This is a genomic window from Gulosibacter chungangensis (genome assembly GCF_008831155.1).
Taxonomy (GTDB): domain Bacteria; phylum Actinomycetota; class Actinomycetes; order Actinomycetales; family Microbacteriaceae; genus Gulosibacter; species Gulosibacter chungangensis.
On record NZ_WBKB01000006.1, the window covers coordinates 162846 to 176041 of the forward strand.

Genomic DNA, 13196 nt, shown 5'->3' on the forward strand with positions numbered 1-13196 from the left:
CTCCCTGATCCGACAATTCCGCGGTTGGAGATCGAACCGGATTCGAGGACGCTGGAGCGAGTAACGAGACAAGCCAAAGGAGTCGCCATGTCTGCCACTGCATCCACTCACGCGAGCAACGCCGAGGTTATCGCCCACGATGTCGACCATGTCTTCCACTCTTGGTCGGCGCAGGCGAAGCTCTCCCCGATCGCGATTCGTAGGGGTAATGGATGCACGGTGGAAGATTTCGAGGGCCGGGAGTACCTCGATCTTTCGAGCATGCTCGTGAACGTCAATATCGGCCACCAGCATCCTCGCGTCATCGAGGCAATTCAGCGCCAGGCCGCGGAGCTTGCGACCGTGGCTCCCGCGAACGCGAACCCGGCTCGGGCGCGCGCGGCCGAGCTCATCCTCAGCCACGCCCCCGAGGGCTTCAACAAGGTATTTTTCACGAACGGCGGGGCGGATGCGAATGAGAACGCGATCCGTCTCGCGCGCCTCCACACTGGTCGCGACAAGGTGCTCTCGCAGTACCGCTCGTACCACGGCAACACAGGCGCGGCGATCGTCGCGACCGGCGACTGGCGGCGCGTGCCGAACGAATACGCCACCGGACACGTCCACTTTTTCGGACCCTATGCCTACCGTTCTGAGTTTTGGTCGTCGGACGAGCAACAAGAGGGTGAGCGGGCGCTGCAGCACCTTGAGCGGGTGATCCAGTCGGAAGGCCCCGAGTCGATTGCCGCGATTCTGCTCGAAACGATTCCGGGCACGGCGGGCATCATAGTGCCGCCGGCGGCCTACCTGCCGGGGGTGCGTGCGCTCGCTGACAAGTACGGCATCATGCTGATTCTGGATGAGGTGATGGCCGGGTTCGGTCGCGCGGGCGAATGGTTCGCCTTCGACGCGTTTGACGTTAAGCCCGACCTCATCACGTTCGCGAAGGGTGTGAATTCGGGGTACGTGCCGCTCGGTGGCGTGGTCATTTCCGAGGAGATCGCGGCGCAGTTTGATGAGCGAGTCTTCCCCGGCGGGCTGACTTACTCTGGGCATCCGCTCGCCTGCGCATCAGCCGTCGCGTCGATGGAGGCGATGGCCGACGAGGGCATCATCGAGAACGCGCACCGGGTCGGTGCGGAGGTAATCGGCCCCGGCCTCCGCGAACTGGCCGAACGATTCGAGGTGATCGGCGAAGTGCGCGGCCTCGGGGTGTTCTGGGCGGTCGAGTTTGTGGCGGATGCGCAAACGCGTGAGCCGATCTCGGAGGAGTTCATGGGCCAGTTGAAGAACGCCATGCTCGAGCGCGGCGCCCTCCCCTTCACCTCCGCAAACCGCCTGCACTTCGTGCCGCCCTGCGTCATCACCGACGAGGAAGCCCGCCGCGGCCTGCGCACCCTCGCCGATGCCCTCGCCGCGGTTGCCGCTGGCTGAGTGCCCGCCGAAGGCGGTGTATCGAAGCCAGCAAGAGCGTCATATCTGATATTTACCAGTGCTAACCTGTCAAATATGACCGATTCACCTCGACTCCGTCGACCAACACCAATCGCGATCAAGCGTGGTTTGGCCGACTTTGGCGAGCATTTTTCGGAGTGGCGTCGCCTCCAGAACCTCTCCATTGCGAACGTCGCTGAGCGATCCAACGTCTCCGAGTCCACCATCGCCCGCCTCGAACGTGGTGAAGGTGCATCGCTCGAAAACATCCTTCGCATCGCCCGAACCCTCGGCATCCTCGAACACTTAATCACCGCATCCGATCCCTGGAGCCACGACCGAGGCAAGCTCCTCGCTTCATCTCAACTTCCCAAGCGCGGCGGGCGGAAGTAATCATGGCTCCGAGACGAGTCGAAGTTTGGCTACCGCTCAATGGTCAGGATGTGCTCGCCGGGCACCTATTCGCAGAAACCATTAGGGGGCGGACCACCGCGTCGTTCCGGTTCTCGCCCGAATATTTGACCCAACCAGGCGCTTACAGTTTCGACCCAGCATTTCAGCTCAATGAATCGACTCAAGTTCACCCACAGGGGGGACTTTCCGGCACCTTCAGTGACTCACAACCGGATCGCTGGGGACAAAGGCTGATTCAACGCAATAGATCAGCTCAAGAGAAGTCCGCACCCACCGAGGTCGACTACTTGCTCGGCGTTGATGATCGATTGCGTATGGGGGCAATCCGTTTCCGCGAACCGGGTGGAGATTTCCTGGCCCCCAGTGCGGGCTCAGAAGTCCCACCACTCATCAACCTTTCCGAACTGGCTCTCCTTGCTGCGATGGCAGAGTCCAGCGATACAGCGTTTGAGCGTCTCGCTGAACTCACGCGGGTCGGCAGCAGCCTCGGCGGCGCCCGCCCAAAAGCCAATGTGATCGATGGTGACGGCAATATTGCCATTGCGAAATTCACCTCGGTGAAAGATGACGACAGCACCATCGCATGGGAATTTGTTTCGCTAAATATGGCCGAGAAATGCGGCATCAAGGTACCAAAGTCTCAGCTTTTGCGGGTTTCCGGCCAGCCCGTGCTGCTGATGGAACGGTTCGACCGCATAGGTGACCAACGCATCCCTTATATGTCAGTCATGACGTTGTTACAGCTCACTGACGGTTCGGATGCACACTCCTGTTATGTGGAAATTGCCGAGGAACTCCCGTCACGCCAAGATCGGCACGAGTTATTCCGTCGAGCCGCTCTTGGTCTACTCATTGGGAACACAGACGATCATCTTCGCAACCACGGGTTACTTAGACACGAAGGAACCTGGCGGCTGAGCCCGGCCTTCGACATCAATCCTGGAACGCAAAAGTCAGATCACGCCACGCCCATCATGTTTGGTGAGGACGATACTGTCGCGACTCTGCTCAACTATGCCGACTACTTCGAACTCACCGACAGTGAAGCACGCCGGTCACTCCGGTCTGTTGCCGACGCTGTACTCTCGTGGCGAGCCGAAGCCCGTCTTGCCGGCATCAGCGAGAGCGAGTGCAATCGCTTCAAAGAAATATTTGAGAGTCCACTACTCACGGATGCTGAACGAATGACCCGCGCTTCCGGATAGCGAATGCGATAAGCGTAACCCGACATTGAAATTGGCCAACAACCTGTTGGCCAATTTCGGCCTTCTAAACATCCCCGCGATAGACTGGCTCCGTTGCGGCACTGCCGTCGCAACGAACCGTGTCGCCGACGCCAGGCCGGTCTGCGACATCAGCTGCACAACAACCTTTCTGATAGGTGCCAGGCCGACCGGGAAGCAGCACATTCACATGGGCACCCCTATTAATCGCGCTCGAATTGACGAACTCATCGCCGTCGAAGCCGGAAAACTCAACGCCAAGACGCAAGAATCTAAGCGGTTCTTCGAGAACGCATCCCGCCCGCTCTCTGGCGGCGTCGCATCCTCCTACCAAGTCCACGAACCGTGGCCGATCTATGTCGAGCGGGGTGAAGGTCCGCGCATTTGGGACGTCGACGGTAACGAGTACTACGACTTCCACAACGGCTTCGGCTCGATGGTGCAGGGCCACGCGCACCCCGCGATCGGGAAGGCGGTCGCCGACCGTTACCCCCTCGGCACGCACTTCGCGGCGCCGACTGAGGATGCGATCGTCGTCGCCGATGAGCTCGCCCGCCGCTTCCGCCTGCCGAAGTGGCGCTATACGAACTCGGGTTCCGAGTCGACGATGGATGCGATCCGCATCGCTCGCGCCTATACCGGTCGCGACACGGTCATGAAGATTTTTGGCTCGTACCACGGCCACCACGACACGGTGATGGTCGATATCGGTGCGGTTGAGGCCGCCGAGCGCGGCCCGCGCGACAACTACGCATCCATCTCATACGGCGGCGGCATCCCTGACGCTGTCGTGCAGATGACGGTCGCAGTGCCGTTCAATGACGCCGACGCGATGGAGGCGCGCATCGAGGCACTCGACGCCGAGGGACGCAAGCCCGCGTGCGTCATCATGGAGGCTGCAATGATGAACCTTGGCGTCGTCCTCCCCGAGCCTGGCTACCTCGAATGCGTCCGCGAGATCACGCAGAAGCACGGCATCGTGCTCATCTTCGACGAGGTGAAGACCGGCATCTGCATCGCTGCCGGTGGCGCGACCGAGAAGTACGATGTCACCCCCGACATGGTCACCCTCGCGAAGGCACTCGGCGGCGGGCTCCCGGCCGGCGCGATCGGTATGTCGGATGCGCTTTCGCAGGTTGTCGAGGACGGCACGGTCTACCAGGTGGGCACCTACAACGGGAACCCGTTGACGCTCGCCGCAACGCGAGCATCCCTCTTCGAGGTGATGACCGACGAAGCCTATGCTCATCTCGCGCATCTCAATGACCGCATCCTCGCTGGCTGCGATGACGTGATCAAGCGGTATGACCTGACCGCCTACACGGTCGGGATTGGGTCGAAGGGCTGCGTCGTGTTCTCAGACACGAAGATCGTTGACTACGAAACCTATTGGGCGAACCAGGCGAACGCCGGGCCGCTCGCCGACCTCGCGTGGCTGTTCAACATGAACCGCGGCATCTTCATGACCCCGGGCCGCGAAGAAGAGTGGACGCTTTCGGTCACTCACGACGATGCGGCGATCGACGCGTTCGTGTCCGCGTTTGACGAGCTCGCGGCGGCACTGCGGGCGTAGTTCTAGCGCGATTGGCCGGCTCCAGGCATAATGGAGCCGGCCAATCCGTTGTTCTTCACTTACAAGCTCTATGGACCTGAGCCTGGCACGGGTTCCGAAACGAGTGACGGCGAGACTTCGATATAAGTGACAACCCTCGCGTTAGGCACTGTTACCGGCCGCTGACGATATTTGCCAGGCGTGCTGACCAGTGGGTTTCCGGCTTGTCGAGCGCGTATTCACGGCTGTCGGAGTAGCCATAGACCTTGTAGAGCGCATTCGTACCGAGCCACCGCACGGGCTCAACTTCCCAGTTGCGGGCAGTGCGGCCGGTCCACGGCAGTCGGGTGAGTTCGGTGTCTTCACCGAGGATGAGGTCACGCATAGTGCGGGCCGCGAGGTTCGTGCCGGAAAGCCCGTGGCCGACGTAGCCGCCCGCCGAGAGAATCCCGGTCTGCGCGTCGTAGCTCACCGACGCGCACCAGTCGCGCGGAACGCCCAAGACGCCGGTCCAGGCCTGCTCGAGTCGAACATCCCTCAGGGCTGGGAAGAGTTCGCCGAGGCGCTTCTTCAGCTGCCCGATGGCCGAATCAGCCATCTCGCCGTGCCGGTTGAAGCTCGAACGGAAGTTATAGGGAACGCCGCGGCCGCCCCTACGTCTGGCGAGGTGCAGGCGCTCGACGACCTGAGCATCCAGGACCGCCTCGACGCCCTCGACATCGACCCCGATGCCCGCCACGCGCTCGAGTGCATTTGGGTCGGGCACGCGAACGCGCCGCTCAACGAGGCTGCACTCTCGTATGCCCTGCGCTGGACGGCCGCCTCGGGCGGCCACTGGCAGGTTTCGCACGAGGCCTCGGCGACGTACCGCGCCGAAGGCGGGATGAACAGCCTCTCGAGTGCGCTCGCTGCGGATGTGCGCGGCGAGATTCGGCTCGGCACACCGGTCGCGTCGGTGACGCAACAGGACGGTTTCGCGATCATCGAGACCGTCGCGGGCCATCGCATCCGTGCCCGCCGGGTCATCAGCACGCTGCCGATCAACGCGGCCGAGGGCATCACATTCTCACCTACACTGCCGGATGCATGGCAGCAGCTTTCCCGCGAAAAGGTCGCGTCGAGAGCGTCAAAGTGTGGCTGCGCGCCAAAGGCCGCCTGCCGCGGTTCGTCGCGTACTCGACGCAGGATGCGCCCCTGTCAGTGCTCAAGGTCGAGTTCTATGGGACCGATACTGCGGGCGAAGAGTTCACCGTCGCCGTTGGATTCGGTGCGGACGCCTCACGGCTCGACGCAACCGACGTCGCCTCAGTACAGGATGCGGTGGGTCGCTTCGGCCTCGACCTGCAGGTCACCGACGTGGCCGCGCACGACTGGAATAACGACTCCTATTCGATGAATACGTGGGCAGTATTCCGGCCGGGGCAACTCACGCGTGAACTCACCTCGCTGCAACAGTCGCACGGATTGTTGCACTTCGCGTCGGGCGATATCGCGAACCTCTGGGCTGGGCACGTCGACGGCGATCGAGAGCGGGCTGGCAGCCGCCCGGGCTGTCGCGGGCGAACTGCGCGCATCCGACAGCCCCAGACGTGTCGAAACCGGCCACGCTGAGCGGCTCGTCGAGCCTAATCTCGCACCCAAACTCGCGTAACGCGCGGTCACTCGCCCTCGGTCAGCACCGTCACTCGATTAGATTGATTCCGCGCAGCGTCCGCGCCGGGCGAGCGCAGGCTAAACCAGAGGAATCACCGTGGAATCATCCAAGTACGTCGTCATCGGAGCCGGTCTGATGGGTTCGTCGACCGCGTGGCACCTCGCGAGCGGCGGCCAGGAGGTCACGCTCCTCGAGCGCGATGTTCCCGCGGGCGCGTTCGGATCCTCCCACGGCTCCTCACGCATCTTCCGCTACGCCTACCCGAATGAAACCTATGCCCGCCTCGTCAAGGAGGCCGCCCCGCTCTGGTCGCAGCTCGAGCGCGAAAGCGAACGGACGCTCTTTCAGCAGGTCGGCGCGCTCGATTTCGGTGCCGAACGCAACCCGACGCACCTCTCCGAGGTGCTCGACCGGGTGGGCATCGAGCACCGGCTCGTCGAAGTTGAAGAGGCTCGCGAGCGCTGGCCGCAATACGCTTTCGACACGGACGTAATGTGGCAGCCCACAGCCGGCGTCGTCGACGCCGAGGGTGCGGTGGATGCGATGGTCACCCTGGCAGCGAAGGCCGGCGCGCAGGTCCACACGCACTGGGAGGTTGCCGAGGTCGTTGAGGCACCCACGACCGGCTACATCGTTCGTTCAACCGAGGGCCGCGAGATTCACGCGGCTGAAGTGATCGTCGCCGCGGGCGGGTGGTTGCCGAATATTCTGCGCCGACTGTCGCTCCCCAAGGGCTTCTTGGATGCGCTCCCCACCTTCGAAGTTCGGCAAGAGCAGGTCTTCCACTTCCCGTACGAGGAGGTGCTCGACGACGCTGACTGGCCGACGCTCATCCACATGTTCCGTGAGGGCGACGCGTTACGCGGAGATGAGACAAAGCGCGCGATCTACGCACTGCCCGGTGGTCGCAACGCCGAGAACCGCGGGCTCAAGGTGGCGCTCCACAACGGCGGCAAAGTGTTGCCCTCGGCCGCGCAGCAGGACGGCAAGGTCGATCCGCGAAACCGCGACTGGGTGACTCGTTACGTCGAACGTTACGTGCCCGGCGTCGTCCCCGAACCCTACGCCGAAGCGACGTGTCTGTTCACGAACACCCCGACCGAGGACTTCATCATCGAGCGGGTCGACGGCATCACGGTCGTGTCGACGTGCTCGGGTCACGGTGCGAAGTTCGGGCCGTTGATCGGTCTGCTCGCTTCGGGCGTTGCGACCGGCAACGGATCAGTGCCGCAGGAGTTCCGGGTGCCTCGGTAGGCAATGGGATACGAACTACTCGCCGATCGTGCGCTCGAGATAGTGGTTGTCGAAGACGCGGTCGGGGTCGACGCGGTCGCGGAGCTCTACAAACTCGTCAAACTTCGGGTACAGCTCACGCAACTGCGGCGCCCGCAGCGTATGCATCATGCCCCAGTGCGGGCGACCGCCAGCAGATTGCAGCACCTCTTCCACCACACCGAAATACTCGGCGTAACGCTCGCGCACATAGCGGTGCACGGCAATGTACGCCGTCTCGCGACCGTACCCAGGTGACAGCGGCACGTCATCGGCTGCGCCGCACCGCACCTCGATCGGGAACGACACCGTCAACCCGTGCGCTTCGATCTGACGACGAATCTCGTGGACGACATCCGGGCCATCTTCGAGCGGCACCGCGTATTCGAGCTCGTTGTAACGCATCCGCTTCGCGTTGCCGAACATCGCGACCGAGTCCTCAACGTACTGCCGAGAACCGGTCAATGAGGAAGTGAACTGCGAAAGCTTCTGCACCATACCCGGCGCCACGGTACCGACCGAAGCCGCCAAGCCCTGCGCCCAATACTGCACGAGTTCTTCGTCAAAGAACTTCGCGGCGTTCTTGCCTCCGAGACCTTCAGGTTCTTCGCCCTCTGCGAGGCGGCGGTGTGATTTCACCAGTGCCTGCTCAGAGTGCGGGAACCAGAAGAACGAAAAATAGTCCGCGGCTCGCGCGCGCTCGACGTAGGAGTCGAGCACTGCATCCAGTGGCTCGGCCGACTCGTTGGCCTCCACCCGGAAGGTTGGGACGCATTGGATCGCGACCTCGACGATGATGCCGAGCGCCCCGAGCCCGAGACGGGCGAACTCGAAAATCTCCGGATGCGTGCGCGCATCGCAATAAATAATCTCGCCATTCGCGAGCACAAGGCGCAGGCCCTTGACCATCGAGGAGAGCCCGGAAGTGCCTAGGCCCGTACCGTGCGTGCCGGTCGAGATCGCCCCGGCAATCGTCGGCGAAGAAACATCGCCCTGGTTCTCAAGGGTCAGGCCGTGTTCGGCGAGGAGGTCGTGAACCTCGTGCATCCGGGTGCCGGCGCGGAAGGTGGCGACCCGCGTCTGGCTGTTCACCGAGACAAGACCGCGGTAATCATCGAAGTGCAGCCGCAAGCCTTCGGTGCCCGCGATGTCGTTAAAGGAATGCCCCGAACCGACCGTCTTCACTTTGAGGCCAGAACCACCGGCACCGATCACGAGCGCCCGCACCGCGGTTTCGCTCGTCGGCCCTGCCGCCAACTGCGAGGTCTCGGTGACCCCACCGGACCAATTGCGCCAGGTGTTCCCGCGACGCTTCGGCAGCGAGGTCGCGGGACGCGTCGACAGCTTCTTGGCGGGCTTATTACCCTCGGGAGTCGAACCCTGCTGGTCACCTTGAGAATCGGTCATGGGAGGGGTTACTTTGCGGAACTCTGGGAAGCGGCGGCTTCAGCGATGCGTTGGTGGTGGTGAATGACTTCGGCGATCACGAAGTTCAAGAACTTCTCGGCAAATTCCGGGTCGAGGTGCGCGTCATCCGCGAGTTCGCGGAGGCGTGCGACCTGGAGCTTTTCGCGTTCCGGGTCGGAAGGCGGCAACTGGTGTTCAGCCTTGAGCTTGCCGACCTCCTGCGTGCAACGGAATCGCTCCGCGAGGATGTGAATCATCGCCGCGTCGAGGTTGTCGATTGACCTGCGAATTTCGCCCAGTTTTTGTAGGGCTTCCTGCTGGTCTTTCACCGTCGCTGCATCCTCGTGAGTCATAGCTTCGACTCTATCGAATATGTTCTATGCCTCGGGCGCTTCTGCGAGCACCTTTTTGCCTGATGACATCCCGAGTCGACTCGCGCCGGCCTCGATCATGGCCATCGCATCCTCGTAGGTGCGCACCCCACCCGACGCTTTCACGCCAATGTCGGGGCCAACCGTTTTGCGCATGAGCGCCACGGCCTCGACGGTCGCGCCACCCGCAGCGTGGAATCCAGTCGAAGTTTTGACGAAGTCCGCACCCGCAGCAACGGATGCTTCGCATGCCTGGATGATTTCGGCATCCGTCAGTGCGGCCGACTCGATGATCACTTTGAGAATCGTCGGCGAAGGAATCGCGCGGCGGACCGTCGCAATATCCTTCTCGACCAGCTCCGGATGCCCGGCCTTGAGCATCCCGATGTCGATCACCATGTCGATTTCGTGCGCACCTTCGGCAACCGCGCGGGAGGCCTCCACTGCTTTGAGATTCGAGTGGTGCTTGCCTGAGGGGAAGCCAACTACGGTCGCAACCTGCGGCTCGCCCTCGGCGGGCTCGTAAGGCTCCGAGTCAGGGTCGAGACCAACCCACGCGGCGCCGATCGGCAACATGTTTGGGGAGACGCACACCGCGTATGCGCCGATCTCGCGGGCCTCGCGGTAGAGCTCTGCGACGTCCTCGTTCGTCGCGTTCGTCGCGAGCAGAGTGTGGTCGATGTACTGCGCCAATTCGGCGCGGGTGAGCTTGAGGCTCATTGCGGCTCCTTGAAAAATTGGATGCGTAAGAAAAGGCCACGCAAGGACGGCACGAGTCAATCACGCGGCCCTGGTGGGTGGCTTGAAGCGCGCCGGTCGATGCGTGCCCCCTCGATACGGGCTACGCCCTACTCGGGGAGCGGCAGAGGGCTACGCCCTACTCGGGGAACGAAAGGCGTTATTTACCCTGCCAGACCACGTCGAACGGGGTCTCGGCGGTGATCGCGCGCTGGATGCCCGCGGTTACGAACTCCTTCGCGTTCTCGACGGCGGTGTGGAGGTCCTGGCCGTGCGCGAGACCCGCGGAGATCGCCGAAGCGAGCGAGTCGCCGGCACCCGAAACGCGGTTCTCGCCGATCTTGGGGCGCGAGAACTCAACGAGCTCCGACCCATCCCACAGCACATCCACCGCGTGCTGACCCGGGGTGTCGACTCCGCCCTTCACGAGCACCGCCTTCGCGCCGTGCTCGGCGATGCGCTTCGCAGCCTCTCCGAGGTCAGCAATCGACTCGAGCGATTCGATACCCGAGAGAATCTCCGCCTCGATTTTGTTCGGGGTCAGCACATCCGCGAGCGGCAGCACCTCTGCGCGCAGCGAGTTGTCGATGTCGAGCGCGGCACCAGGTTCCTGTCCCTTGCAGATCAGTACGGGATCGAGCACGATGTTTGGCAGCTTTGCCTCGGTGAGGATGTCGCGGACCGCTTCGATCGTCGGGACGGCTCCGAGCATCCCGATCTTGACGGATGCGGGCTGCCAGTCGGCGAGGATCGCCTCGGCCTGGTGGCGAATCACCTGGGCATCGACGGGGACGAAGCGGTGGTTCCAGTCATCCTTCGGGTCGAAGGCAACAATGCAGCTGAGGGCGGCGGCACCGTAGACGCCGAGTTCCTGCAGGGTGCGCAGGTCGGCCTGGACGCCCGCGCCGCCGGTGGATTCCGAACCGGCAATGACAAAAGTGACTGGTGGTTTGCTCATAGGGAAACTCTAGCGGCTGGGTGCCTCATACGTCGCTGCGCTCCTACTCACCGGACGGAGAGTGGCGGGAGCGCGCAGCGGTTCGATACGGCGCTGCGCTCCTACTCACCGAGCGGGTGCGCGGTTAGTCGCCGAGGAGGTTGTGGCGCTCGATGATGTGGTCGCGGGCGGGGCCGGTACCAATCGCCGAGATGCGCGCGCCCGAGAGCTCTTCAATCGCGAGCACGTAGTCCTGCGCGTTCTTTGGCAGATCCTCGAAGTTCTGGATGCCCGAAATGTCTTCTTCCCAACCCGGGAACTCTTCGTAGATCGGCTTCGCGTGGTGGAAGTCGGTCTGCGACATCGGCATTTCGTCGAAGCGCTGGCCCTCGACGTCGTAGGCGACACACACGGGGATCGTTTCGAAGGTCGAAAGCACGTCGAGCTTGGTCATCACGATGTCGGTAAAGCCGTTGATCCGTGAGGCATAGCGCGCAATCACCGAGTCGAACCAGCCGGTACGACGCGGGCGGCCCGTAGTGGTGCCAAATTCGCCACCGCGCTGGCGCAGCTTCTCGCCAACCTCGTCGTCGAGCTCGGTCGGGAACGGACCCGAACCGACGCGCGTGATGTACGCCTTCTGGATGCCCACGAGGCGGTCGATCTGTCGGGTCGAGATTCCCGAACCGGTCGCCACACCACCGGCGGTTGCCGAGGAAGAGGTCACGTACGGGTATGTGCCGTGGTCGATGTCGAGCATGGTAGCCTGACCCGCCTCGAACACAACGTTCTTGCCGGCTTCCAGTGCCTGGTGCAGCTCGAGCGCGGTGTCACCCACCATGTCGCGCACGCGGTCAGCGAACGGCAGCAGGCTGTCGGCGATCTCGTCCACCGTGAACGCACGGCGGTTGTAGGCCTTTACCAGCAGCTCGTTCTTCTGTACGAGCGCGCCCTCGATCTTCTGACGCAAGATGCCCTCGTCAAAGAGGTCCTGCATCCGAATACCGACTCGCGACATCTTGTCGGAGTAGGTCGGGCCGATGCCGCGACCCGTGGTGCCGATCCGGCGCTTGCCGAGGAAGCGTTCGGTGACCTGGTCAAGGGCACGGTTGTACTCGGGGATGATGTGGGCGTTGCCCGAAATGCGCAGCTTCGACACGTCGATGCCGCGCGCTTCGAGGTGCTCGAGTTCTTCGAAAAGCACGTTGAGGTCAACGACCACACCGTTGCCAATAACCGGAGTCACACCAGGAGAGAGGATGCCCGAGGGCAGCAGGTGCAGGGCGTACTTCTCGTCGCCAATGACGACCGTGTGCCCGGCGTTGTTCCCGCCGTTGAACTTGACTACATAGTCAATTCGGTTGCCGAGTAGGTCAGTTGCCTTACCTTTTCCTTCGTCGCCCCACTGGGTGCCGATGATTGCAACGCCTGGCATGAACTCATCTCCTTGAGTAATGCATTCTTCGTAGTGCGCCCCGAAACGGATGCGCCCTGAAATGCGCCTATGTAGACGCAGCCGCAGTCAACTCTACTGCTGTGCGCCGTCCAGTTTTTCGATAGCGACCTCAGCATTGGGGTCCGCATCGAGCAATAGCGCGGTCAGACGCGCCACTTCATCGCCCTCACCAATCTGCTCCGCCGCGCGACGAAGCTGCCAAAACGAACGCAGCACGCCCTGGTTCGGCTCGTGTTCCCAAGGAATCGGCCCCTGGCCCTTCCAGCCAGCCTTTCGCAGCGCATCCAGGCCGCGGTGATAACCGACCCGCGCGTAGGCATAGGCCTCGAGGATGCGCCCGTCGAGAAATTCGCGTTGTGCCGCTTCCGCCCAGGCGAGGGATGACTTCGGATGCTTTTCGACGATGGCCGCGAGCGCGTGCTTTTCGCGGGGAAGGTGGCTGAGGTCATCGAGGACTTCGGGCTCTTCCTCGAGCCGGGTCTCGGGGATACCAAGCAGGTTATTTGAGGTCATAGTTTCATTATTGCCGCGAACACGTTAGATTTCCTTTCAGTACACGTGCTCCGGGGTCGGTGAAAATCCGAACCGGTGGTAATAGTCCACGACCCGCCTGCTTCGGTAGGTGGTTGATTCGGTGTAATTCCGAAACCGACGGTCATAGTCCGGATGGGAGGCGCGCGTGAGCTGCAGCAGATCCACACCGGCAATTGGGCCGGTGGATTCGCCACAGCACTAATTGCATTCGTGCCTTCCCTTGTT

Annotated in this window: 13 protein-coding genes, 1 pseudogene and 1 riboswitch; of the genes and pseudogenes, 7 read left to right on the forward strand and 7 right to left on the reverse strand. The window is 62.6% G+C overall.

The features are described from left to right. The first annotated feature begins 87 nt into the window (after positions 1-87). From F8O05_RS10585 to F8O05_RS10600, 4 genes are all read left to right on the forward strand, one after another. Positions 88-1413 carry an aspartate aminotransferase family protein gene (locus tag F8O05_RS10585; RefSeq protein ID WP_158052714.1) on the forward strand — a complete coding sequence of 442 codons (1326 nt, stop codon included), beginning with the start codon at positions 88-90 and terminating at the stop codon, positions 1411-1413. Between the two features lie 75 nt (positions 1414-1488). Continuing rightward, positions 1489-1806, forward strand: a complete 318-nt coding sequence (locus F8O05_RS10590; protein ID WP_158052715.1) for a helix-turn-helix domain-containing protein — start codon at positions 1489-1491, stop codon at positions 1804-1806. Between the two features lie 2 nt (positions 1807-1808). Then, a complete protein-coding gene (locus F8O05_RS10595; protein WP_158052716.1) occupies positions 1809-3032 on the forward strand; it encodes a type II toxin-antitoxin system HipA family toxin in 1224 nt (407 codons plus the stop codon). 208 nt (positions 3033-3240) lie between these two features. After that, positions 3241-4623, forward strand: a complete 1383-nt coding sequence (locus F8O05_RS10600; protein ID WP_158052717.1) for an aspartate aminotransferase family protein — start codon at positions 3241-3243, stop codon at positions 4621-4623. A gap of 151 nt (positions 4624-4774) precedes the next feature. Here the strand turns inward: F8O05_RS10600 and F8O05_RS15305 are convergent, their stop codons facing one another. Continuing rightward, on the reverse strand, positions 4775-5074 hold the full coding sequence (locus tag F8O05_RS15305) for a hypothetical protein (protein ID WP_192497135.1): 300 nt from the start codon (positions 5072-5074) through the stop codon (positions 4775-4777). On the opposite strand from F8O05_RS15305, the pseudogene F8O05_RS15310 reads away from it, so the two are divergent. The 3 genes and pseudogenes from F8O05_RS15310 to F8O05_RS10610 form a co-directional block, all read left to right on the forward strand. After that, a pseudogene (locus F8O05_RS15310) lies at positions 5021-5635 on the forward strand (FAD-dependent oxidoreductase); the annotation flags it as partial. The gene F8O05_RS15305 and the pseudogene F8O05_RS15310 sit on opposite strands and share 54 nt — an antisense overlap. Before the next feature lie 53 nt (positions 5636-5688). Continuing rightward, positions 5689-6213 carry an FAD-dependent oxidoreductase gene (locus F8O05_RS15065; RefSeq protein WP_225735864.1) on the forward strand — a complete coding sequence of 175 codons (525 nt, stop codon included), beginning with the start codon at positions 5689-5691 and terminating at the stop codon, positions 6211-6213. A 139-nt stretch (positions 6214-6352) separates the two neighbouring features. Next, complete coding sequence (locus tag F8O05_RS10610; protein ID WP_158052719.1) at positions 6353-7510, forward strand: FAD-dependent oxidoreductase; 1158 nt, start codon at positions 6353-6355, stop codon at positions 7508-7510. 15 nt (positions 7511-7525) lie between these two features. On the opposite strand, the gene F8O05_RS10615 is transcribed toward F8O05_RS10610, so the two are convergent. The 6 genes from F8O05_RS10615 to F8O05_RS10640 form a co-directional block, all read right to left on the reverse strand. After that, the gene (locus tag F8O05_RS10615) at positions 7526-8935 is read right to left on the reverse strand and encodes a D-arabinono-1,4-lactone oxidase (protein WP_158052720.1); all 1410 of its coding nucleotides are present in this window, start codon (positions 8933-8935) and stop codon (positions 7526-7528) included. Between the two features lie 8 nt (positions 8936-8943). Continuing rightward, positions 8944-9288 carry a chorismate mutase gene (locus tag F8O05_RS10620; protein ID WP_158052721.1) on the reverse strand — a complete coding sequence of 115 codons (345 nt, stop codon included), beginning with the start codon at positions 9286-9288 and terminating at the stop codon, positions 8944-8946. Positions 9289-9312: 24 nt separating this feature from the next. After that, entirely contained in the window at positions 9313-10026 is a 714-nt protein-coding gene (gene deoC / locus F8O05_RS10625) for a deoxyribose-phosphate aldolase (RefSeq protein WP_158052722.1), read from the reverse strand. A gap of 178 nt (positions 10027-10204) precedes the next feature. Continuing rightward, a complete protein-coding gene (thiD, locus tag F8O05_RS10630) occupies positions 10205-11002 on the reverse strand; it encodes a bifunctional hydroxymethylpyrimidine kinase/phosphomethylpyrimidine kinase (protein WP_158052723.1) in 798 nt (265 codons plus the stop codon). Positions 11003-11126: 124 nt separating this feature from the next. Then, positions 11127-12416 carry an adenylosuccinate synthase gene (locus F8O05_RS10635; RefSeq protein WP_158052724.1) on the reverse strand — a complete coding sequence of 430 codons (1290 nt, stop codon included), beginning with the start codon at positions 12414-12416 and terminating at the stop codon, positions 11127-11129. 93 nt (positions 12417-12509) lie between these two features. Next, positions 12510-12950: a DUF3151 domain-containing protein gene (locus F8O05_RS10640; protein ID WP_158052725.1), complete on the reverse strand. Its 441-nt coding sequence runs from the start codon at positions 12948-12950 to the stop codon at positions 12510-12512. A gap of 42 nt (positions 12951-12992) precedes the next feature. Continuing rightward, positions 12993-13119, forward strand: a riboswitch (FMN riboswitch). Positions 13120-13196: the final 77 nt, after the last annotated feature.

Excerpts from the sequence above, each read along its gene's own strand:
- deoC (WP_158052722.1), bottom strand. The coding sequence starts at position 10,026 with ATGAGCCTCAAGCTCACCCGCGCCGAATTGGCGCAGTACATCGACCAC.
- F8O05_RS10640 (WP_158052725.1), bottom strand. The coding sequence starts at position 12,950 with ATGACCTCAAATAACCTGCTTGGTATCCCCGAGACCCGGCTCGAGGAA.
- F8O05_RS10620 (WP_158052721.1), bottom strand. The coding sequence starts at position 9,288 with ATGACTCACGAGGATGCAGCGACGGTGAAAGACCAGCAGGAAGCCCTA.
- thiD (WP_158052723.1), bottom strand. The coding sequence starts at position 11,002 with ATGAGCAAACCACCAGTCACTTTTGTCATTGCCGGTTCGGAATCCACC.
- F8O05_RS10615 (WP_158052720.1), bottom strand. The coding sequence starts at position 8,935 with ATGACCGATTCTCAAGGTGACCAGCAGGGTTCGACTCCCGAGGGTAAT.
- F8O05_RS10585 (WP_158052714.1), top strand. The coding sequence starts at position 88 with ATGTCTGCCACTGCATCCACTCACGCGAGCAACGCCGAGGTTATCGCC.
- F8O05_RS15065 (WP_225735864.1), top strand. The coding sequence starts at position 5,689 with ATGGCAGCAGCTTTCCCGCGAAAAGGTCGCGTCGAGAGCGTCAAAGTG.
- F8O05_RS10635 (WP_158052724.1), bottom strand. The coding sequence starts at position 12,416 with ATGCCAGGCGTTGCAATCATCGGCACCCAGTGGGGCGACGAAGGAAAA.
- F8O05_RS10595 (WP_158052716.1), top strand. The coding sequence starts at position 1,809 with ATGGCTCCGAGACGAGTCGAAGTTTGGCTACCGCTCAATGGTCAGGAT.
- F8O05_RS10600 (WP_158052717.1), top strand. The coding sequence starts at position 3,241 with ATGGGCACCCCTATTAATCGCGCTCGAATTGACGAACTCATCGCCGTC.
- F8O05_RS10590 (WP_158052715.1), top strand. The coding sequence starts at position 1,489 with ATGACCGATTCACCTCGACTCCGTCGACCAACACCAATCGCGATCAAG.